This window comes from Aestuariivivens sediminicola (genome assembly GCF_022662015.1).
In the GTDB taxonomy this organism is placed as follows: Bacteria; Bacteroidota; Bacteroidia; order Flavobacteriales; family Flavobacteriaceae; genus Aestuariivivens; species Aestuariivivens sediminicola.
On the sequence record NZ_JAKMCM010000009.1, the window covers coordinates 1 to 22,592 of the forward strand.

The following is a 22,592-nucleotide window of genomic DNA, read 5'->3' on the forward strand; positions in this document are numbered from 1 at the left end:
ATAACTTATCCGCTTTTGAGCCTGCAAACATAATACTCTTTTAGCTTTACACAACACCTTTTTAAACCTTTTTTTTAACAATACAATATCCACCTCACTAACTGCCTATCTATGCGGTGGTTATACCTAAAAAAATCCCACAGGCTCATATAGCTCAACTAAAATTGAACCCTATTTGATACAACCCTTCATATTTAGAGTATCATATCCTTTGATTAAATGTTACATATATATATTATATATTGTATGTGTTTGGTTATACTCTTATCTTTGCTGCCAAATTTTAATTTCATTTAATGATAAACATAACTTTACCCGATGGAAGTGTAAAATCCTTTGATACAGGCGTTACACCAATGGATGTTGCAAAAAGCATTAGCGAAGGGCTTGCAAGAAATGTGATATCAGCAAGTTTTAACGGTACAAAAGTAGAAACGGTTACTCCATTGTCCGAAGACGGCGCATTGGTTCTGTTTACTTGGAGAGATGATGAAGGTAAACAGGCCTTTTGGCATTCCTCAGCTCACGTTATGGCGCAGGCCATTGAAGAATTGTATCCCGGGGTAAATCTCACGATTGGACCCGCCATTGAAAATGGGTTTTATTATGATGTGGATTTCGGTGATCATTCAATATCCGAAAAAGATTTCAAGACGCTTGAAATGAAAATGCTTGAGATTGCACGTGGTAAACACAATTTTAAAATGCATCCTGTACCCAAGGCCGAAGCTTTAGATTTCTATAAGGACAATCCTTTTAAAACGGAACTTATAGAAAATCTTGAAGATGGCACGATTACATTTTGCGATCACTCGACATTTACAGATTTGTGTCGTGGAGGCCATATTCCCAATACAGGCCTCATTAAAGCGGTTAAAATTTTAAGTGTTGCCGGTGCCTATTGGAGAGGAGACGAGAACAATCCTCAGCTCACACGTGTATATGGCATTTCGTTTCCTAAGCAAAAGGAACTTACTGCTTATCTGGAACTTCTTGAAGAAGCGAAAAAAAGGGATCACAGAAAATTAGGTAAAGAACTGGAACTTTTTACCTTTTCTCAAAAGGTTGGTCAGGGTCTGCCACTTTGGCTGCCCAAAGGTGCCGCCTTACGGGAACGCTTGGAAAACTTCCTAAAGGCTGCTCAGAAAAAAGCAGGGTACGAAATGGTGGTTACACCACATATTGGTCAGAAAGAATTGTATATCACATCCGGGCATTATGCAAAATATGGTGAAGACAGTTTTCAACCCATACATACGCCCAAAGAAGATGAAGCCTTTTTATTAAAACCCATGAACTGCCCGCACCACTGTGAAATTTATAAATCGTCACAATGGAGTTACAAGGATTTACCCAAACGCTTTGCCGAATTTGGCACCGTTTACAGATACGAACAGAGTGGTGAGTTACATGGTTTAACTCGTGTTAGAGGATTTACTCAAGATGACGCCCATTTGTTCTGTACTCCGGAACAATTGGACAAAGAATTTAAGGATGTCATTGATCTGGTCCTCTATGTCTTTGGTTCCTTAGGTTTCGATAACTTTACGGCACAGGTTTCTGTAAGGGATCCAGAGAATCCCGACAAATATATTGGTGATGTCGCTAATTGGGAAAAAGCGGAGCAAGCTATTATTAACGCTGCGAATGACAAAGGATTAGATTATGTCATCGAAACCGGAGAGGCGGCATTTTATGGCCCCAAACTGGACTTTATGGTCAAGGATGCCCTCGGAAGACGCTGGCAATTAGGAACCATACAGGTGGATTATAACCTTCCTGAACGATTCGATCTAACCTACAAGGGCAGTGATAATGAGTTGCACCGACCGGTCATGATTCATCGCGCCCCTTTTGGCAGCATGGAACGCTTTGTAGCCCTGCTCTTAGAGCATACCGGGGGGAATTTCCCAATTTGGCTGATGCCGACACAGGCTAAAATACTCTCACTGAGCGAGAAATATGAAAAATACTCTGAAAAAGTTTTAAATTTGTTAGAAAATCACGAAATTCGCGCCCTCGTAGATCACAGAAATGAAACTATAGGGAAGAAAATCCGTGAAGCGGAAATGCAGAAATATCCCTATATGCTCATTATTGGCGAACAGGAAGCGCATGAAAACAAGGTAACCGTCCGTAAACACGGTGGTGAGGATCTGGGAATGATGGGTCTTGAAGATTTTGCTGAGATCATAAAAGATGACATTACTAAAACGTTAAAATCGTTTTGATAACAGAAGTTTAATTAAAAATTATAAGCCATAGCAATTAGAAGAAGAAGACAACCCCAGAGGGTTTCACAAGAGGATAAGCATCGAATTAACTCTAAAATCACTGCACCCAAGGTGAGAGTCGTGGGTGATAATGTTGAAGTAGGTATCTACAGTATTAGAGAAGCACTGAGTATAGCCGATGACCAAGGCTTAGACTTAGTTGAGATTTCACCAAAGGCAGATCCTCCTGTATGTAAAGTTATGGATTATAAAAAGTTTCTTTATGAGCAAAAGAAACGAGAGAAGGCGCTCAAGGCAAAAGCGAGTAAAGTAGTTATCAAGGAAATTCGATTTGGACCTCAAACGGATGACCATGATTATGAATTTAAAAAGAAACATGCCGAAAAATTCCTCAAAGAAGGAGCCAAGCTTAAGGCGTTCGTATTTTTTAAAGGACGTTCAATTATATTTAAGGAACAAGGACAGATCTTGTTATTACGACTGGCACAGGATTTAGAGGAATATGGCAAGGTGGAGCAAATGCCTAAATTGGAGGGTAAGCGAATGACCATGTTTATAGCCCCCAAAAAATAAAGCTGCGGAGCACGATATTCCCAGACTGAAATATGGTTCTGGACCTGTTAGCGAAGCCATTGGATGTAAAAAATAACTATTTGATCCCGAAACAATTTGGGACCATAGTTTAAAAATAATTAAGCGAAGTAATTAAAAACTAGGAGAAGACAATGCCTAAAATGAAAACAAAATCTAGTGCCAAAAAACGTTTTAAGTTAACGGGTACTGGTAAGATTAAAAGGAAGCACGCTTTTAAGAGTCACATCTTAACCAAGAAGTCTAAAAAGCGTAAGCTCGCGTTGACTCATGCCACTACGGTTGATGAGGCCGACGAGAACAATGTTAAATTAATGTTGCGCTTAAAGTAACAGTATTTAACCGGTTAAATTAATTTATAAACCCTGGAGTTGGGCCAAAAAGTGTTATCAGATTAAAATAACCGCCCACTACAAAAAACAATTAAAATTATGCCAAGATCAGTAAATTCTGTAGCAAAGAGAGCCAGAAGAAAAAAGGTTCTCAAGCAAGCAAAAGGTTACTTTGGAAGACGTAAAAATGTTTGGACAGTAGCCAAAAATGCGGTTGAGAAGGCGATGCAATATTCGTACAGAGACCGCAGAAACAAAAAAAGAACATTTCGTGCCTTATGGATTCAGCGTATCAACGCAGGAGCCAGAGAGCACGGTTTATCTTATTCGCAATTCATGGGGAAATTAAAGGCGAACCATATCGAACTCAACCGTAAGGTTTTGGCCGATCTCGCCATGAATAACCCTGAGGCTTTCAAAGCCATTGTAGATAAGGTTAAATAAGGCGTATCGCCTCAATGTAAAAATATACTATTCGCTTAAGTAAAAATCCGATCTTCTTTGAGATCGGATTTTTTTATGTCTTAACTAAACACCAAAGGCAGTGATTACAAGATGTCTGCCTCGTGCATGGTCTCGGTGTTCACACAAATAAATACCCTGCCAGATCCCTAAATTTAATTGTCCGTTGGTAATTGGTATTTGGACGGAGGCGCCTAACAAGGAGGATTTAATATGAGCCGGCATATCGTCAGAACCCTCGTACGTATGCTCATAATGCGGTTCGTTCTCAGGGACCATGACATTAAAATGACTTTCAAAATCGGATCTCACGCTGTGGTCTGCATTTTCATTGATGGTTAAACTGGCTGAGGTATGATTAATAAATACTTGTAACTGCCCAATTTTTATCGTCTTGATCTCCGGGAGCGCCGCTCTAACACTATCTGTGATAATGTGAAATCCTCTTGGATAGGCCCTTAACTGTATTTTCTTCTGGAAAAAATGCATATTAAAAATCTAAATCCGGGACCTCATATTGCTCCTGTAATGGCTTTATGGCCCCTTTCATTTGCTTTATAATTTCAGCATTTAAAGAATCATTAATCGCATTTTTGAGTTCCTTAGGGTCTTTTTCCAAATCGTAAAACTCCCAGGTGGGTGGCGTATCTTCTTTAGAGGCACCATGCATATCTAAACCTTTTCCATAAAAATAGGCTAATTTATACCTGTGATTTCGTATTCCAAAATGCGCCGGCCTATTGGGATGATGCAACCAGTATTGATAATACATCTGTTGTCTCCAATCATCCGGTGTATTGCCCTTAAGGTTCTCCCTGAAACTTTCCCCCTGCATATACTGCGGTTTTTCAATTCCGGCAAAATCGGCCAACAGCGCGGGGAAATCAATATTTAAAATAATATCATCTATCCGCGTCCCCCCTTTTAGTTCTTTAGGATATCGGATCACGAAGGGCATTCTTAGGGATTCTTCATATATTAACCGCTTGTCAAAAAATCCATGCTCACCCAAAAAATAGCCCTGGTCTGCTGTATAGATAACAATTGTATTCTCTGCTATTCCAGATTCTTCCAGATAATCGAGCAACTTCCCGATATTATCATTGATCGCCGCACCACAACGCATAAAATCCTTAACAAATTTCTGATATATTTTTTTCCTCAAGGCAATACTGTCCAAGCCTTCCTTAATAAATGGCAACCCCGGGTAACTCGTCCAAAATTCATCCGGATGTAAATAGGCCTTCTCCCATCTTATCGCCATGTTTTCAAGTTTCTGCCCCAAAAAGGTACGTCCCCCATTTCCCAGTCCAAAATCAAGAAGAGATTCGGGTTCAGGAATGTCGACGCCTTCATACAAGGTCTTAAAGCGTTCGGGATACTCAAAGGGTTCATGCGTCGCTTTGAAGTTACACATCATGAAAAATGGTGCAGAGGTATCGCGTTGTTTTAAGTGCGCAATAGTCAAATCGGTGATGACATCTGTAGAGAAACCGTCATAAACCTTTCCCATTGTACCATCAGGCCCGTCTTGCCAGTTCGCTTTGTTTTTCAATATCGGATTCCAATACCGTCCCTGTCCTGGAAGCACATTAAAATACTGAAATCCTTCAGGTTGCTCAACCAAGTGCCATTTGCCAATAAGTGCGGTCTGATAGCCATGTTCTCCCAGGGTTTTAGCAATGTTTGGATGCCCCTTGGGTAAGGGTTCACTTAGGGTATAGACCTGATTTTTATGACTGTATTGTCCTGTTAACATACTGGCTCGACTGGGTGAGCAAATCGAATTGGTGCAAAACGCATTATTCAATACGACACCTTCGCCTGCCAATCGCTTTAAATTATCATTCTGGACGTATTCCTGTAATATTCCACCGTATATACCCCATGCCTGTGATGTGTGATCATCAGAGAGTATAAAAAGAATATTGGGTTTTTCGTCTGAATCCTTTCTGTTGTCATACTGCTTGCAGTTTAAGAGCAGTAAGATAAATAGGTAACATCCTAATCTTATCATTATATTTGCCATATGATTGTAGTAATTTCTAAATGTACAATTTTAGTCATACATTTTGTCATTGTTTTTGCAATTTAAAGCGCAACCATTTAACACATTTTTCATCCTAATAAAAAACACAGAATAAAATGAAGTATCATATTATTTATTTTTTATGTCTCGCCTTATGTCTGTCAAGTTGCTCATTGGATACTGATACGAATAACAATCAGCAATCCTATAAAAGCCTCTGGCACCTTGTAAATGTCGCCGGAGGGATTTCCGGTGTAGATGATGATTTCGATCTCGAAACCATAATTTGGTCATTCAACGACGAGGATGGCATCCTCACTGTAGAGAACAATAATACGGATATCACAAAAGCAGATGGACTGGACTCAGGAACCTACAGTTATTTGATCAGTGTGGTTGATTCTGAAAATTTTATTCGTATTGATGATGCAGAAATGGGACAATTATATTTCGAATCCCAGAATGTTCTTGTTATCGATGAAAATGAAACCTCTACAGGTCCCGCTGCCGATGGATTCATTTATACCTTCGAGCGTGAATTGGTAGCCGATTAAACCTTATCAGGTTTTTTGTTTTTTCTTTCGTGCCGCAGGAAATAACACATTATTTAATATGAGGCGATATCCCGGGGATGTAGGGTGTAAATCTAACTCTGTTTTGGAATCCCCTACTCTATGCTGATAATCTTCGGGATCGTGCCCGCCATAAAAAGTAAAGAAGCCTTTTCCTCTTATGCCATGTATATATTTGGCTTCTCCATTGGCCTTGTTTTCACCCAACACCAGAACATTTGGTTTTATTTCATCTCTTGTAAATGAAGTCGTTTGCCCCATAAATCCTTTTACCAATGCTGTATGGTTCTGACATAACATCGTTGGTATAGGATCCCATTTAGCCGAAAACTCCATCAGGGAAAAATAATCTGTGGCTTTTGGAATTAATCGCTTACGCGTCATATCTATGGAAGAGAATTCGTAGATTAACGGGTTTTGTTCCAAAATAAAATTGGTAAAAGCAAAGGATTTACTATAATCTATTTTGTTTTGATAGGCCGGATCGCTCCCATCACCATCAAACATAGGCTCACATATATCGACACCTTCCGCTGCCAGGGCAATGTCGAAACTGTCCGTGGCACTGCACATGGCAAACATAAAACCACCTCCAATGACGTAATCGCGAATTTTTTTTGCAACCTCTAATTTTTCATTAGAAACTTTACTAAAACCCAACTTTAAAGCCAAGGCCTCTGCAGTTCTTTTTTCTTCAATATACCATGAGTGTGCGCGGTAGGCTCCATAAAATTTTCCATACTGCCCCGTAAAGTCCTCGTGATGCAGATGTAACCAATCGAATACGAGTAGTCCATCATTAAGGACTTCTTCATCATAAATAGTTTCGTAGGGAATCTCGGCATAGGACAATACCATGGTCACAGCGTCATCCCAGGGTTGATTTGAGGGTGGTGAATACACAGCTATTTTAGGTGCTTTTTCCAGGACAACAGCTTCCATATTCTGACTGGGACTATCGATCTCCGTTAATATCTGTTCCGCCTGTGCATTGGATATCACCTCAAAGGATATGCCCCTAATCTGACATTCCTTCTGAATGACTTCAGTATCTGGTAATAGAAATGAACCTCCCCTGTAATTAAGGAGCCATTTTACCTTCAATTGTTTACTGAGTGTCCAATAGGTAATGCCATATGCCTTTAGATGATTTTTTTGACTTTCGGCATCCATAGGTATGAGAATATAGGACGCGAAGGACTTTATGGAAATACTCAAAACTAAAATGAAAACACCAATTGTTTTTAACATGGATACTCGTCTATACGGTATTTAATTCCCTGTTTTCAGGGATAAAAATGACACTTAATTCTTGTGGAAAGATACTCAAAAATTATTCCGAGTAGACCTATTTAAGAACATTTATTGCATTTTAGAATGGCACATCGTCCTCGTCGTCATTAGCCGAACTTCCAAATGCCTGATCCGGATTTGTTCGGAAATCGTCCGGTCTGAAGGTATCATCGTTCGCCGCCGCATTCATCTTACTGTGAAATTCGAATGGGGAGTCAAAAGTATCCAAATTATCGAACTTACCTAAATGACCAATGAATTTTAATCGGATGCTGTCCAAACCTCCGTTTCGGTGCTTGGCCACAATAAATTCGGCCTGTCCTTCTGTTGGCGATCGCTCTTCATCATCCCATTCATCAATTTTATAATATTCCGGCCGGTAAATAAAACTAACAATGTCGGCATCCTGCTCAATGGCCCCAGATTCACGTAAATCGGATAGTAAAGGTCGCTTACTTCCTCCACGCGTCTCAACAGCTCGGGACAATTGGGATAAGGCTATTACAGGAACATCCAGCTCTTTGGCCAGGGCCTTCAGGTTTCTTGAGATCATTGAAATTTCCTGCTCCCTGTTACCCGAGTTATTCCCACCAGCCGTCATTAATTGCAAATAGTCAATCATAATGAGTTTTACGCCATATTGTGAAGACAGTCGTCGTGCCTTGGCACGTAAATCGAAAATGGACAAGGAAGGCGTATCATCGATATACAAAGGCGCTTTTTCAAGTCCCTTTACCTTTACATTAAGTTGCTCCCACTCATGCTTTTCTAATTTACCTGTTCTCAATTTCTCCGATGACAAACCCGTTTCACTTGAAATTAAGCGGGTTATAAGCTGAACCGAAGCCATCTCCAGGGAAAAAAATGCTACGGGAATGTTTTGGTTAACTGCAATATTTCTGGCCATGGACAAGGTAAGGGCCGTTTTACCCATACCCGGACGTGCTGCAACAATAATTAAATCGGACGGCTGCCAACCGGAAGTCAATTTATCCACTTTCGTAAAGCCTGAAGGAATACCACTTAAGCCTTCTTTATTTGAAATCTCCTCAATTTTCTTTTTTGCCTGAATAACGAGGTCCAGGGCAGATTCACTTGATTTCTTTATATTCCCCTGAGTTACTTCATATAACCTGGCCTCAGCTTTATCTAACAGATCAAAAACATCCTTGGTTTCATCGTAAGCATCCTCAATAATTTCACTGGAAATCTTGATTAAGCTCCTTTGGATAAACTTTTGTAAAATGATTCGTGCATGAAACTCGATATGAGCTGAAGATGACACCTTTTGCGTAAGAGAAATCAGATAAAAATCACCACCACACAATTCCAATTTCGAATTTTTCTTTAACTGACTCGATACGGTTAATAAGTCAATAGGTTCACTGTTTTCGAATAATTGAAATATGGCCTCAAAAATATGCTGATGCGCTTCTTTATAAAATGCCTCAGGACTAAGAATATCGATAACTTCATCGACTCCTTTTTTATCGATCATCATAGCCCCTAACACAACTTCCTCTAAATCAAGGGCTTGAGGGGGTAATTTCCCCTTTTCTAAATTGATAAGTGTTCCCTTATCGACCTTATAGCCTTGAATTTGATTTGGTTGTTTCATAAATGCGAAAGTAATTAAAAAGAAAGAGTCCTGCCGATTTTCAACTTTTCTGTTGTTAACCACTAATTAACAATTGAACTGTTGACAATTCAAAATTATTGTGAATAAGCATAAAAAAAACTGAAGCTATAACTTCAGATTTTTTTTAAAGTATGATTTTAAATGGGTTATCCTTTAAAGACACCCATGTTAGAATATTTTTCCATACGCTGTGCAACCAATTCTTTTGGTGATAAGTTTTTAAACTCATCGTATGATTTGACAATGGCGTTGCTCACCAATTTAAAGGTCTTTTCTCGATCTCTATGAGCTCCTCCTAAAGGTTCTTTTATAATGTCATCCACTAACTTCAGTTTTTTCATATCAGATGCCGTGAGTTTGAGTGCTGCCGCCGCCTGTTCCTTATATTCCCAACTGCGCCATAAAATAGATGAGCATGACTCCGGTGATATTACGGAGTACCAGGTATTTTCCAACATCAGAACCTTATCTCCCACACCTATACCCAATGCCCCTCCGGAGGCTCCTTCTCCAATTATAACAGTGATAATTGGCACCTTCAATCGGGTCATCTCCAATATATTTCTCGCGATAGCCTCTCCTTGCCCACGCTCTTCAGCTTCCAGTCCGGGATAGGCCCCCGGTGTATCCAAAATGGTCACTACGGGAATACCAAATTTTTCAGCCGACTTCATTAAACGTAAGGCTTTACGATACCCTTCAGGATTGGCCATACCAAAGTTCCTGTATTGCCTTGTTTTGGTATTATACCCTTTTTGTTGTCCGATAAACATGAAACTCTGATCCCCAATTTTTCCTAAACCTCCAATCATGGCCTTGTCGTCCTTAAAACTTCTATCGCCATGCAACTCTAAAAAAGTACTTCCGCAAATGGCCCTTATGTAATCTAAAGTATATGGCCTATCCGGGTGACGTGACAATTGAACGCGTTGCCATGGGGTTAGTTTTTTATAAATATCTTTTCTTGCCTGCTGTAACTTTTTTTCTATTTGTTTGCAGGTTTCTGTAACATCCACTTCACTTTCTTCTCCAATGATCTTACATTTCTGCAGTTGCTCCTCTAGCTCTTTTATGGGAAGTTCAAACTCTAAATATTCCATGAAAATTTTAGTTTTAGTTAGCCTACAAATATAAAAACTTTAATTGTCTTAAATCGTCAAGTCGCTTTTCTTTTTAAGCGCTTTGAATTTTTAATAATACCATTTAACAGGACGGTGGCAATTATTATTGCTGCTCCAAAATAAAAGGAATTACTCATTTTTTCCTTTTCAGGAAACAGAATAACCGCCATTATTATTCCGTATACGGGTTCTAAATTATAGGTCAAAACTACGGTAAACGGACTAATAAGTTTCATCACATGAACAGCGGCAATAAAGGCATATGCCGTACATATTGACGCCAAAATAAACAAATACCAAAAATCCGAACTACTCAATGAAAAGAAACTTGAGGTAAATCCTCCCTTAAAGATCAGGATAAATACGCTAATAAATAATACCCCACTAACGAATTCATAAAACGAGATAACGGTGGCTGTGTGTTGTTGCAGAAACTTGCCATTTAAAACAGCGAATAATGAGGACAGAAACGCAGATATAATACCGAGAACAATGCCCGACAGATAGCGCATCTCACTTTGCGTAATGATGTATACCCCAATGACTACGGAAATGCCAAACAGGATTTCATACCATATGACCTTACGCTTGTATATGATGGGTTCTATGAATGATGCAAAGAAGGCCCCTGTTGAAAACATGGCTAAAGCAATAGACACATTGGCTACATCTATGGCACCAAAAAATGTAATCCAATGCAAGGCAATAATGATTCCGGCAATGGACAATCTCAACATGGCTTTTGGCCGTATTTTAAGTCGTATTCGTGCCAGCTTTACATAGGCCAATATCAAAATGGAAGCCATTACCATTCGATACCAAACCAATGGTATGGCAGTGATTGAAATTACCTCACCTAATATCGCTGTGAATCCGGCGACAAAAACTAAAAAATGAAGATGTAAATAATTTTTTAATTTATCGCTTGGCATTTTTTAAGAGATATAAGGCTAAAATACCAAAAATGACATTAGGAAACCATACTGCAATGACCGGAGGAAAATCTGATTGTTCGGCCATGACACCGAAGATCTTATCAAAAAATACAAATACCATGGCAATACAAATACCTACGGCCAAATTAACCCCCATACCTCCCCGACGCTTTATGGAAGATACCGCCACGGCAATTATAGTTAGAATAAATACCGAAACAGGAAGACTCCATTTTCTATATTTAACCAATTTATAACGTCCGATATTGGAAGAGCCTCTTAACTCTTCCTTTCTAATAAATTCATTCAGTTCAGGATAACTCAGGGTTTCCGCTATATAAATTACGGGAGTAAGATCATCGACATCGAAAGAAAAAACGGTATCCTTACGTCTCACATCCTCTATAATGTCTTCAACTTCACCCACTTTTCGTTTCACATAATTCGTGAGCCTGTAAACAGAGTCTTTTTCAAGGTATTTAATACTACTGGCATTAATCTTATAGACCAACTTGTTGTTTTCGAAGTGTTCGAATGTGAAATCGTAACCCTGTTTGTTCTTAACATCAAAACGGCTTACGTATATAATATCGTTGTCATTAATCTGTCTGAACACATTGGTATTAACGACCGCGCTTCTTCCCTTTTTTAAGTATTTATAACTAAAATCATTGAATCCCTCACTCGCCTTTGGTGCAAGGTATAATCCAAGAACAATGGCCAATATGGCCACGATAAAGGCTCCAATTAAATAGGGTCTTAGAAATCGGGTAAACGAAACCCCGGAGCTCAAAAAGGCAATAACCTCGGTGTTATTGGCTAATTTCGAGGTAAACCAAATGACTGATAGAAATAAAAATAACGGAAATAATAGATGTGCAAAATAAATGGTAAAATCCAAAAAGTAAAGCATGACCTCACCAAAAGGGACCTCATTTTCCAGTATTCGGCCAATCTTTTCCGCAAGATGCACTGTAATTCCAATTGGAATGAACAACAAGAGCATCATGAAAAATGTGAACAGATAGCGTTTTAATATGTACCAGTCGAGTATCTTCATACTAATCCTCCAGAGGAGAGAGGCAACTTTAGGTCTTCAAATTTCTTTAAAATATACTACAATATTAAGGCCTGCGGGTGGTGTTGCTACAATCGTTTATCCATTTGCTTCACCATTTTATCTTTCCACACCCTAAAATCTCCAGCTAATATATGTTTTCTAGCTTCTCTAACCAACCACAAATAAAAACCTAAATTATGAATTGTGGCAATTTGTTTTCCCAATAATTCATTTACCGAAAAGAGGTGTTTCAAATAAGCCTTGCTGTATTCGGTATCTACAAAGGTCATGCCCATATCGTCAATTAGGCTAAAATCTGACTCCCACTTTTTATTTTTTATATTGATCGTGCCATGTGCTGTGAATAACATCCCGTTCCTGCCATTTCTGGTCGGCATCACACAGTCAAACATATCGATACCCAAAGCAATATTCTCTAAAATATTAATTGGTGTACCTACACCCATGAGATATCGTGGCTTGTCTTCAGGTAAAATAGCGCATACCACATCGGTCATGGCATACATCTCTTCCGCAGGCTCACCAACCGATAATCCACCAATGGCATTACCAAAAGCATCTGTATTCGCAATGTACTCGGCGGATTGTTGCCTTAAATCACTATAGGTACTTCCCTGAACGATTGGAAAAAAGGCTTGATCATAATCGTACTTTAATGGGGTTTTCTCTAAATGGGCCAAACATCTGTCCAACCAACGATGCGTCATGAGCATGGACCCCTTCGCATACCGGTAATCGCAGGGATATGGCGTACATTCATCGAAAGCCATTATAATATCGGCTCCAATACTGCGCTGAATTTCCATAACATTTTCGGGCGTAAACACATGATAACTCCCGTCGATGTGAGACTTGAATTTTACACCTTCTTCCTTGATCTTTCGGTTAGCAGATAAAGAGTACACCTGATACCCTCCAGAATCGGTCAATATGCTCCTGTCCCAGTTCATGAATTTATGGAGTCCACCGGCCTTTTCTAAAATATCGATTTGGGGTCTTAAATAAAGATGGTAGGTATTGCCTAAAATAATATCCGGATTAATATCGTCTCTCAGCTCCCTTTGATGCACCCCTTTTACGGAACCTACGGTACCAACAGGCATAAAAATTGGTGTTTCAATTCTCCCGTGATCCGTTATAATCGTACCCGCTCTTGCCTTACTCTTAGGATCTGTAGTATGTAATTCAAATTTCATATGCACCGTTCTACCAGGTCGACAAACCTACATATTTTATCCCGAAAAAAATAAACATATTCGCACTACTTAAAACTTATGGTAAAATAGGGTATAATTACTTTGCAAAACATTGATAATACTCTATTTTTGTCCGGACAAAAAATTAAAACATGCCAAACACACAAGATTTAGAGAATATCTGTACACAGGTACGAAGGGATATTTTAAGAATGGTTCATAAGGTAAATTCCGGTCATCCCGGAGGATCCCTAGGATGCACGGAATTTTTAGTTGCTTTGTATTACACTATTATGGAGCGAAAAGACCAATTTGACATGGATGGCTTGGGTGAAGATATTTTCTTTTTATCCAATGGTCATATTTCACCATTATTCTATAGTGTATTGGCAAGAAACGGCTATTTCCCCATAGAAGAATTGAACACTTTTAGATTAATCGATTCCCGATTGCAAGGTCATCCAACAACCCATGAAGGTTTACCGGGTGTGCGAATTGCGTCAGGCTCGTTGGGTCAGGGCATGTCTGTCGCCATTGGAGCAGCTCAAGCGAAAAAATTGAATAATGATCCGCATTTAATCTACTCACTTCACGGTGATGGTGAATTACAAGAGGGGCAGAATTGGGAAGCCATGATGTATGCTGCCGCGAACCAGGTAGATAATTTAATTGCGACAGTAGATTTAAACGGGCAGCAAATTGATGGCGCCACAGATGACGTCTTACCTATGGGTAACCTTAAAGATAAATTTGAAGCCTTTGGATGGTCTGTTACAGTTATTGAAGAAGGAAATTCAATCGAAGCCATATTAGAAGGCATGGCCGAGGCCAAAAGTAAAACAGGCGAGGGCAAACCTGTGTGTGTCTTGTTGAAAACCGTTATGGGTCATGGTGTCGATTTCATGATGCATACCCATGCCTGGCATGGTAAGGCCCCCAACGATGAACAGTTGGCCATCGGATTGGCTCAGAACCCGGAAACTTTAGGCGATTACTAAACCAGCAATATTAGAGAACATGAAAACCTATACCTATACCGAGAAAAAAGATACAAGAAGCGGATTTGGAGCTGGTCTGGCTGAATTGGGACGAACACATCCCAATGTGGTAGCGCTTTGTGCGGATTTAGTAGGATCCTTAAAAATGAATACCTTCATTAATGAAAACCCAAAACGCTTTTTTCAAGTTGGCGTTGCAGAGGCTAATATGATGGGGATAGCAGCTGGTTTGACCATTGGGGGTAAAATTCCGTTTACAGGTACTTTTGCCAATTTCTCGACAGGGCGCGTTTACGATCAAATCCGTCAGTCCATTGCATATTCGGGTAAAAATGTGAAGATATGTGCTTCACATGCCGGGTTAACCTTAGGTGAAGATGGTGCGACACATCAGATTCTTGAAGATATTGGTCTTATGAAAATGCTACCGGGCATGGTCGTTATTAACCCATGCGATTATAATCAGACCAAAGCAGCCACCATTGCCATTGCCGATCATGTAGGACCTGTCTATTTGCGTTTTGGAAGACCCTCAGTTCCTATTTTCACACCTGCCGATCAGAAATTCGAAATTGGCAAGGCCATTCGGTTTACTGAAGGAAACGACGTGACCATCGTCGCGACGGGGCATTTGGTCTGGGAGGCTTTGGAAGCTTCAAAAGTATTACACGAAAAGGGTATTTCTGCCGAGGTTATAAATATTCATACCATTAAACCTCTGGATGAACAAGCCATTTTAGATTCTGTTCGCAAAACGGGTTGTATTGTGACATGTGAGGAACATAACATTTTGGGCGGATTGGGTGAAAGTGTTGCGAGGACACTGGCGCTTTCGCATCCTACGCCCCAAGAATTCGTCGCTACCAATGACACTTTTGGTGAATCAGGAACGCCTGCACAACTCATGAAAAAATATGGGTTAGATAGTGAGGCGATCATCTCAAAAGTGGAAACCGTCATAAAAAGAAAATAGCCCGAGCATTCAGAGGCTAACAATTTAATGGAAACGCTGTTAAAAGAAATAAATCATCTTTGGCAGCGTTTTTGATTGTATACAACCTCAATCTAAAAAACTTTTTATTATGAACAGATTATTTTTAATTCCTTTACTAACCATACTCTTTACGGTAGGACTAACTGCTCAAACTTCAACAGGTTTTGGATTTAAAGGGGGTTTGAACTATAATGCCAACGGCAAATATTTTGAATCCATCAGCACCAATGCAAAAAACCCGGACAGGAACATTGGCTACCATTTAGGCATATTCGGAAAAATAGGTAATAAGGTTTATTTTAAACCGGAGTTGATGTATACGAGCACCAAAAGTGATTATGACAACGACACCTTTAAAATGGAAAAGTTGGATGCCCCCCTATTGGTTGGTATTAAGGTACTGGGTCCAATTAGCGTCTTTGGAGGACCTGCATTTCAATATATATTAGATACGGAATACGACGGTATTTCCATTAAGGACATTGAAAACGATTTCACTTTGGGCCTTAATTTTGGTATCGGATTTAACATTAAGAGAGTTGGTATTGACCTGCGCTATGAAAGAGGGTTTAACAACAATGAAGCTCAATTTTTTATTGATGAACTTTCTACAGATCCGGGTCGTTTGGATACACGGCCAGACCAGCTGATATTGAGTCTATCTTTTATTCTTTAAAATCAAATACGTACGATTCCGTAATCGTTCATTTAAAAAAAGCCATGGCGTACCATGGCTTTTTAGATATTAAGTAAGTGCAAAGCATTAATGCCCTGTAGCTTTTCCAGCGCCGCTGGGTATTCTTATTTTTTCCACAATATTCTGTACGCGCCTGGGTGGTTTTGGCGTAAATTTCATTATGGCTACAGACACGACAAAATTAAGCACCATAGCCACCGTACCAAATCCTTCCGGAGAAATACCAAACCACCATTCACTTTTATCCGGTAGGGTCTCATCGAACCAACCCAACTTGTATTTGATCATATATAAAAGCATGGTAACGATACCTACCACCATACCCGCAATAGCGCCCTCTTTATTCATACGTTTATAAAAGATGCCTAAAATAATAGCGGGGAAAAAAGAAGCTGCGGCCAGGCCAAAAGCCAAGGCAACCACAGCAGCAACGAATCCGGGAGGATTAATGCCAAAATACCCTGCTACACAGACAGCACCTACGGCCGAGAGACGCGCCGCAATTAATTCGCCTTTTTCTGAAATTTTAGGATTGATTATTTTTTTAACAAGATCATGGGACACAGAGGCCGAGATAACTAATAATAACCCTGCCGCTGTCGATAAAGCTGCGGCTAAGCCTCCTGCGGCCACAAGGGCAATAACCCAGTTTGGTAGGTTTGCAATTTCGGGATTGGCCAAAACCATGATATCCCGATCTACGACCAGTTCATTGGCATCATTATTTGCTACGTATTGAATACGACCGTCGTTATTCTTGTCAGTAAAGGTTATTAATCCCGTTGTTTCCCATTTTTTAAACCAATCAGGAACAGAGGTAATGGGTTTATTGGATACCGTTTCAATCATATTGGTTCTGGCAAAAACAGCCACCGCAGGTGCTGTTGTATAGAGAATGACGATTAATAAGAGGGCAATCCCCGCCGATTTACGAGCATCCCGAACCCGTTTTACCGTAAAAAATCTCACGATCACATGCGGTAAACCTGCAGTACCCACCATTAGAGCCAAAGTAATGGCAAATACATCTATCATGGCTTTCGAGCCCTCGGTATACTCAGCAAAACCCAGTTCCGTACTTAAACCATCCAGCTTATCCAAAAGATAGGTTCCCGAACCATCCGCCAGCTCGCTTCCAAATCCAAATTGGGGTATCGGATTCCCGGTCATTTGAATAGATATAAAGATAGCAGGCACCATAAAGGCAAAAATTAAAACACAATATTGGGCGACCTGCGTATAGGTGATCCCCTTCATACCACCCAAAACAGCATAAAAAAGAACGATGAACATACCAATAATAACCCCAGTGTTGATATCTACCTCAAGAAATCTGGAAAATACGATCCCCACGCCTCGCATCTGTCCTGCAACGTAGGTAAAGGATACCAATAGGGCACAAAAAACAGCCACCAAGCGAGCCGTTTTGGAGTAATACCGATCGCCAATAAAATCCGGTACGGTAAATTTCCCGAACTTTCTTAAATAAGGTGCCAGCAAAAGTGCCAGAAGTACATAGCCACCGGTCCAGCCCATAAGATATACGGCACCATCATACCCCGCGAATGAAATAATCCCTGCCATGGAAATGAATGAGGCCGCACTCATCCAATCGGCTGCAGTAGCCATCCCGTTGGCCAAGGGCGAAACCCCGCCACCGGCAACATAAAAATCCTTTGTAGAGTTGGCCCTTGACCATATGGCAATGCCAATGTACAAGGCAAACGTCAGGCCTACCAAAATATAGGTCCATTGCTGAACATCAACACCTGCCAATACCATCATATTACTCATCATAGCCATACTTTTTATCCAATGCATTCATCAGACGAACATAAACAAAGATGAGTATGACAAAAACATACATGGAACCCTGTTGAGCAAACCAAAACCCAAGTTTAAAACCTGCTATTTTAAATTGATTGAGTTCATCCTTAAACAGGATACCTGCACCATAGGAAACAAGAAACCATATGGTTAACAATATGAGCACATACTTAATGTTTTCGTGCCAGTAGGCCTTTGCTTTAATTTTTTCTTTTTTATTCATTATTCTTGGTTTTCATTATCATCGGTTCATGTGATGTCGGTATAGCTCTAATAACAGGCTTTAAATACATTTTGGATGAGAAATTATCTCATCAAAACCATCAAATATAGAATTTTGTAAATAATTCAGTCTTAAAAGCGCGCTATTATTCCATAGTCTGTTTCTGATTTATTTTGTTTATATAAATTCTAATTTCCTTTACAACACGAGGGGCCAGAATTATAGTCGCTGTCATTGTTGGAATAGCCATTAATGCGAAAAAACCATCGATCAAGTTAATCATCATGGTCAGGGTTGTCGTTGCCCCTATGAGTATACTGACAATGTAAACATAGTTGTAGTAATGCTTATAGCGGTCTCCGAACAAAAAGGACATGCATTTGCTCCCATAATAAGAATAGGAGAACAAGGAGGATACACTAAAAACAAGAATACATAATAACAGGACATAATTCCCTATATCTGGCATGGCATTGGCAAATGCAGAAGCTGTCAGGGACACCCCGTTTGCATCGGTAGTCTGCCAAACACCGGTTACCAAAATAGCAAGAGCCGTTAGTGTGCACACGACAAGGGTATCTATAGCCGGACCTAACATAGCCACTAAACCTTCACGTATCGGTTCATTAGTTTTGGCAGCACCATGTGCCATTGGAGCTGTTCCAATTCCCGCTTCGTTGGAGAACGCTCCCCGACGAATACCTAATAAGATGAGCCCCCCTACAAGACCTCCCAAAAAAGCATCACCTGCAAAATTATTGGCTGTAAAAGCGTCCGTAAAAATCATTAAAACATACTTCGGGACCACATCTGCATTGAGGATTAATATCACCAGAACTGAAATGAAATAGAGCAACACCATTGACGGCACCAATTTTGACGCCGTTTTGCTGATTCTTTTTAAGCCACCCAGAATAACCACTGAGGTTATTACAACCAAAATCAAACCGATAATACTGTTGGACCAAAGCCCCACTTCAACGCCATTAGGGATTAATAAAATATCGTTAACCGCCTGCGTTAATTGATTTACATTAAAGACGGGCAGCGCCCCGACCAATCCACTAATACTGAACATAACGGCCAAGGGTTTCCATGATTTCCCAAGGCCTTCCGTAATAAAATACATTGGCCCTCCTTGTAAAACACCGATGCTATCTCTCCCGCGATACATAATGGCCAATGCCGATGTAAAAAACTTGGTAGACATTCCAATAATGGCACTTACCCACATCCAAAATATCGCACCCGGTCCGCCAATTGCTATGGCCACAGCCACGCCAGCAATGTTCCCCATACCCACAGTAGCAGACAATGCGGTGGTTAAAGCTTGAAAATGACTAATATGTCCACTATCGTTAGGATTGTCATATTTTCCACCCAAGACCTGAATAGCATGTCCTAAATATCGAAATGGCAAAAATCTGGATAAAATCAAAAGGTATAAGCCACCGCCAACTAAAAGAATTAACAACGGCAGACCCCATACGAAGGATGAAAAATCACTGAGGAATTGCTCCATAAAGCGTCATTGGTCCGAAAATATTTTATAAATATATCATTTTAGCGGAGCAAATGTTAAAATTATTCGAAGTATATTTAGCCTGACCAAACCTAATATTTTGCAAACCATTCGTTTGTATTTTATAGATACCGTTAGAGCATTTGCAATTTTAATGATGCTCCAGGGGCATTTTATCGACACACTTATCGACCCCATTTTTAGAGATCCTTCGAATACCATGTATTCCATTTGGGTGTATTTTAGGGGTATAACGGCCCCTACTTTCTTTACTATTTCCGGTTTGGTTTTTATGTATTTGTTATTAAGGGCCTACGCCAAAGGCGACGACGCACCCAGAATACGAAAAGGTCTTAACAGGGGGTTCTTACTGATTGCCATTGGTTACAGTTTGCGCATTAACCTTGTTGGATGGTTGACCGGGCATTTTAATTACAATTTTTTGGCAGTGGATGTATTGCAATGTATTGGTGTTTCACTCATTATGCTTGTTGGATTGCACATCCTTCTCAAAAAGTACAGTTATACACTTTCAACGGTGTTGGCCATTTTTGGCACGACCTGTTTCTTAACAGAACCCCTTTATAGAAACCTGGTATTGCCCTGGTTACCACTATTTCTTGAGAATTATCTCAGTAAGTCACATGGTTCAGTATTTACCCTTTTACCCTGGTTAGGATATACGGCCTACGGTGCCTGGTTGGCCACCGTGTTTTTCAGGCATGTGAATAAATCCAGATTTAAGCTTCTCACCATAATCACTTTCCTTAGTGTGGGACTTTTACTCATTTATTATTCCTCATGGTTTTTAATTAAATTGTATCATATAACCGGATTTGAACTTTTACAAGCCTCAGCGAACTACAATTATTTGTTTACCCGTTTTGGTAATGTGCTTATTCTGTTTGCCTGTTTTTACACCTTTGAACGCTTCTTGAAACAGTCTTTAATAACCAAAATAGGACAAAAGACCTTATCCATTTATGTCATTCACTTTATCCTAATTTATGGTAGCTATACAGGTTATGGTTTAAAACGTTATCTTAGTAAGTCATTGACCCCTACAGAGGCCATATTAGGTGCCCTTGGTTTTATTGTACTGGTGTGTTTCATTTCATTTCACTATGCCAAAACCAATGCATTTCTATACGGTTTTTTTGGAAGACTATTTGAAAAACTTAAGCATTTGTTCAAACTCATTCGCCACTAGATCTCATAATGAAAAACATAAACAATTAGGTATGGCATATGACGAATATCTGGCCGATCGTATTCGCCGGCATTTACATGACAGACATGTTAGCTTTAAGGAACTCAAAATGATGGGTGGTTTATGCTTTACGGTGGATGGAAAAATGTTATGTGGGATTCATATTGATAAATCCTATGGTGATAGCTTGCTTATGGCCCGCATTGGACAATCCATTTATGAAAGGGAACTGAATAAACCTGAATGCCTCCCTATGGATTTTACCGGTCGTCCCATGAGAGGTTATATTTTTGTAACGCCCCAGGGATTCGATACCGATACCGAATTAAGCTATTGGCTCAATCTGTGCCTGGATTTCAATCCATTGGCTAAAACCAGTAAACGAAAAAGCAAAACATAATATCATGACATTTTTAAGAAAAAACATTGTACTATTTTTTTTAGCAACAAGCCTTTTAATAGGTTGTCAATCCGACCCGGAAAAATCGTCTTTTACCATTATGGCCTATTATGTGCCATCTGATGAATATACTGTAGATGATATCCCATTTGAAAAATTAACCCATATTATTTATTCATTCACACGGGTCATTGATAATAAAATGCAATTTAGAAATGAGCGCCATGATGCTGCCCTCAAAAAACTTGTCGCCAATAAAAAAGAGCATCCTCATATAAAGGTTATGATAGCCTGTGGGGGTTGGGGCGGAAGCGGCGGTTTTTCAGATATGGCGAACGACCCGGATAGACGGCGTGAATTCGTCAGTAGTACGATGGACTTCGTAAACAAATATGATTTAGATGGAGTTGATATCGACTGGGAATATCCCGGCCTTAGAGGTGCGGGTAACGTTCATAGACCTGAAGACAAAGAAAATTTTACGGCTCTCATGAAAGAACTCAGGGAAGGGTTAGATAAATTAGACCGCCCGATGACCCTCACTTTTGCCTCAGCCGGATGGGAACGCTATTATGAGCATGTCGAAACCCTTGAAGTTATGAAGTACGCCAATTATATGAATATCATGACCTATGATTTTGCCGGTGGAAATTCACCAATTACCAACCATCATACCAATTTAGGTTCCTACGAATCGGTTCAACCCGAACGAAATCCAAGATCAGCTGAAGCCATTGTTGATTATTGCCTGTCCCTTGGTGTCCAACCTGAACAAATTGTAATAGGAGCCGCATTTTATGGTCGGGGTTGGGAAGGTGTGCCCCCTGAAAATAATGGTTTATTCCAACCGAATAAAGGGGTTTGGAAAGGTTGGGCTAATTTCCGAGGTCTACAGGCCAATCAGGAAAACAAAAATGGTTTTGTAAAATACTGGGATGCCAAGGCTAAGGCACCTTATCTTTACAATGCCAAGGACAGCATCTTCATTTCTTACGATGATACCACCTCAGTACGTTTAAAAACCAAATATGCCAGATCCAAGCAATTGGGTGGCATCATGTTTTGGCAATTGACATTAGACAGTACATCAGATGGCTTGTTGGATGCCATTTATGATGAGGTTAATATGAAATACTAATTTTCGGTTCGTCTATGCATTGAAGATTGGGTCAGTTTTAGAACAACTGATAGTTTAAAAAAAGTAGGAGCTCTATGCCATGCCTAAGTTGGAAACAT

Annotated in this window: 22 protein-coding genes; 11 read left to right on the forward strand and 11 right to left on the reverse strand. The window is 39.9% G+C overall.

Translation table 11 applies throughout. From position 1 onward, the window contains the following. The first annotated feature begins 296 nt into the window (after positions 1-296). The 4 genes from thrS (at position 297) to rplT (ending at position 3,601) form a co-directional block, all read left to right on the forward strand. The gene (gene thrS / locus MR041_RS14610; RefSeq protein WP_242094993.1) at positions 297-2,231 is read left to right on the forward strand and encodes a threonine--tRNA ligase; all 1,935 of its coding nucleotides are present in this window, start codon (positions 297-299) and stop codon (positions 2,229-2,231) included. A 30-nt stretch (positions 2,232-2,261) separates the two neighbouring features. Further along, a complete protein-coding gene (infC, locus tag MR041_RS14615; RefSeq protein WP_317221592.1) occupies positions 2,262-2,807 on the forward strand; it encodes a translation initiation factor IF-3 in 546 nt (181 codons plus the stop codon). 152 nt (positions 2,808-2,959) lie between these two features. After that, positions 2,960-3,157: a 50S ribosomal protein L35 gene (gene rpmI, locus MR041_RS14620; protein ID WP_242094994.1), complete on the forward strand. Its 198-nt coding sequence runs from the start codon at positions 2,960-2,962 to the stop codon at positions 3,155-3,157. Positions 3,158-3,256: 99 nt separating this feature from the next. Then, positions 3,257-3,601 carry a 50S ribosomal protein L20 gene (gene rplT / locus MR041_RS14625; RefSeq protein ID WP_242094995.1) on the forward strand — a complete coding sequence of 115 codons (345 nt, stop codon included), beginning with the start codon at positions 3,257-3,259 and terminating at the stop codon, positions 3,599-3,601. Positions 3,602-3,685: 84 nt separating this feature from the next. On the opposite strand, the gene MR041_RS14630 is transcribed toward rplT, so the two are convergent. Together MR041_RS14630 and MR041_RS14635 are read right to left on the reverse strand one after the other, a co-directional pair. Then, positions 3,686-4,108 carry a secondary thiamine-phosphate synthase enzyme YjbQ gene (locus MR041_RS14630; protein WP_242094996.1) on the reverse strand — a complete coding sequence of 141 codons (423 nt, stop codon included), beginning with the start codon at positions 4,106-4,108 and terminating at the stop codon, positions 3,686-3,688. A 1-nt stretch (position 4,109) separates the two neighbouring features. Continuing rightward, positions 4,110-5,648, reverse strand: coding sequence for a sulfatase family protein (locus tag MR041_RS14635; protein ID WP_242094997.1), 1,539 nt, complete (start codon positions 5,646-5,648; stop codon positions 4,110-4,112). 116 nt (positions 5,649-5,764) lie between these two features. On the opposite strand from MR041_RS14635, the gene MR041_RS14640 reads away from it, so the two are divergent. Then, positions 5,765-6,202, forward strand: coding sequence for a hypothetical protein (locus MR041_RS14640; protein WP_242094998.1), 438 nt, complete (start codon positions 5,765-5,767; stop codon positions 6,200-6,202). A 6-nt stretch (positions 6,203-6,208) separates the two neighbouring features. Here MR041_RS14640 and MR041_RS14645 read toward each other — a convergent pair whose 3' ends face one another. The 6 genes from MR041_RS14645 to tgt all read right to left on the reverse strand — a co-directional run bounded on the left by MR041_RS14645 (position 6,209) and on the right by tgt (position 13,485). Beyond that, a complete protein-coding gene (locus tag MR041_RS14645) occupies positions 6,209-7,393 on the reverse strand; it encodes an asparagine synthetase B (protein WP_242095038.1) in 1,185 nt (394 codons plus the stop codon). Positions 7,394-7,592: 199 nt separating this feature from the next. Beyond that, positions 7,593-9,131 carry a replicative DNA helicase gene (gene dnaB / locus MR041_RS14650; protein WP_242094999.1) on the reverse strand — a complete coding sequence of 513 codons (1,539 nt, stop codon included), beginning with the start codon at positions 9,129-9,131 and terminating at the stop codon, positions 7,593-7,595. Between the two features lie 167 nt (positions 9,132-9,298). Further along, on the reverse strand, positions 9,299-10,252 hold the full coding sequence (locus MR041_RS14655) for an acetyl-CoA carboxylase carboxyltransferase subunit alpha (protein ID WP_242095000.1): 954 nt from the start codon (positions 10,250-10,252) through the stop codon (positions 9,299-9,301). Positions 10,253-10,308: 56 nt separating this feature from the next. Continuing rightward, positions 10,309-11,205, reverse strand: a complete 897-nt coding sequence (locus tag MR041_RS14660) for a DMT family transporter (RefSeq protein WP_242095001.1) — start codon at positions 11,203-11,205, stop codon at positions 10,309-10,311. Next, on the reverse strand, positions 11,192-12,268 hold the full coding sequence (locus MR041_RS14665; RefSeq protein ID WP_242095002.1) for an LptF/LptG family permease: 1,077 nt from the start codon (positions 12,266-12,268) through the stop codon (positions 11,192-11,194). The genes MR041_RS14660 and MR041_RS14665 overlap by 14 nt, the downstream gene beginning before the upstream one ends. An 86-nt stretch (positions 12,269-12,354) precedes the next feature. Next, positions 12,355-13,485, reverse strand: coding sequence for a tRNA guanosine(34) transglycosylase Tgt (gene tgt, locus MR041_RS14670; protein WP_242095003.1), 1,131 nt, complete (start codon positions 13,483-13,485; stop codon positions 12,355-12,357). 152 nt (positions 13,486-13,637) lie between these two features. Here tgt and MR041_RS14675 point away from each other — a divergent pair, with 152 nt between their 5' ends. The 3 genes from MR041_RS14675 to MR041_RS14685 all read left to right on the forward strand — a co-directional run bounded on the left by MR041_RS14675 (position 13,638) and on the right by MR041_RS14685 (position 16,153). Then, complete coding sequence (locus MR041_RS14675) at positions 13,638-14,483, forward strand: transketolase (RefSeq protein WP_242095004.1); 846 nt, start codon at positions 13,638-13,640, stop codon at positions 14,481-14,483. A gap of 19 nt (positions 14,484-14,502) precedes the next feature. Further along, a complete protein-coding gene (locus tag MR041_RS14680; RefSeq protein ID WP_242095005.1) occupies positions 14,503-15,456 on the forward strand; it encodes a transketolase family protein in 954 nt (317 codons plus the stop codon). A gap of 109 nt (positions 15,457-15,565) precedes the next feature. Continuing rightward, positions 15,566-16,153 (forward strand): outer membrane beta-barrel protein, encoded by a 588-nt coding sequence (locus tag MR041_RS14685; protein ID WP_242095006.1) that lies wholly within the window; start codon positions 15,566-15,568, stop codon positions 16,151-16,153. Between the two features lie 87 nt (positions 16,154-16,240). On the opposite strand, the gene MR041_RS14690 is transcribed toward MR041_RS14685, so the two are convergent. From MR041_RS14690 to MR041_RS14700, 3 genes are all read right to left on the reverse strand, one after another. Further along, entirely contained in the window at positions 16,241-17,968 is a 1,728-nt protein-coding gene (locus MR041_RS14690) for a sodium:solute symporter family protein (protein WP_422613579.1), read from the reverse strand. Next, positions 17,961-18,224 carry a DUF4212 domain-containing protein gene (locus MR041_RS14695; protein ID WP_242095008.1) on the reverse strand — a complete coding sequence of 88 codons (264 nt, stop codon included), beginning with the start codon at positions 18,222-18,224 and terminating at the stop codon, positions 17,961-17,963. Before MR041_RS14695 ends, MR041_RS14690 begins: the two co-directional genes overlap by 8 nt. A gap of 145 nt (positions 18,225-18,369) precedes the next feature. Then, positions 18,370-19,746: an alanine/glycine:cation symporter family protein gene (locus MR041_RS14700; RefSeq protein ID WP_242095009.1), complete on the reverse strand. Its 1,377-nt coding sequence runs from the start codon at positions 19,744-19,746 to the stop codon at positions 18,370-18,372. Between the two features lie 100 nt (positions 19,747-19,846). Between MR041_RS14700 and MR041_RS14705 the strand changes: the two genes are divergently transcribed. Genes MR041_RS14705 through MR041_RS14715 form a run of 3 tightly spaced genes read left to right on the forward strand, consistent with a single transcriptional unit; the run spans position 19,847 to position 22,494 of the window. Next, entirely contained in the window at positions 19,847-20,956 is a 1,110-nt protein-coding gene (locus MR041_RS14705; protein ID WP_242095010.1) for a heparan-alpha-glucosaminide N-acetyltransferase domain-containing protein, read from the forward strand. Positions 20,957-20,987: 31 nt separating this feature from the next. After that, positions 20,988-21,356: a TfoX/Sxy family protein gene (locus MR041_RS14710; RefSeq protein WP_242095011.1), complete on the forward strand. Its 369-nt coding sequence runs from the start codon at positions 20,988-20,990 to the stop codon at positions 21,354-21,356. A gap of 4 nt (positions 21,357-21,360) precedes the next feature. Further along, the gene (locus tag MR041_RS14715) at positions 21,361-22,494 is read left to right on the forward strand and encodes a glycoside hydrolase family 18 protein (protein WP_242095012.1); all 1,134 of its coding nucleotides are present in this window, start codon (positions 21,361-21,363) and stop codon (positions 22,492-22,494) included. Positions 22,495-22,592: the final 98 nt, after the last annotated feature.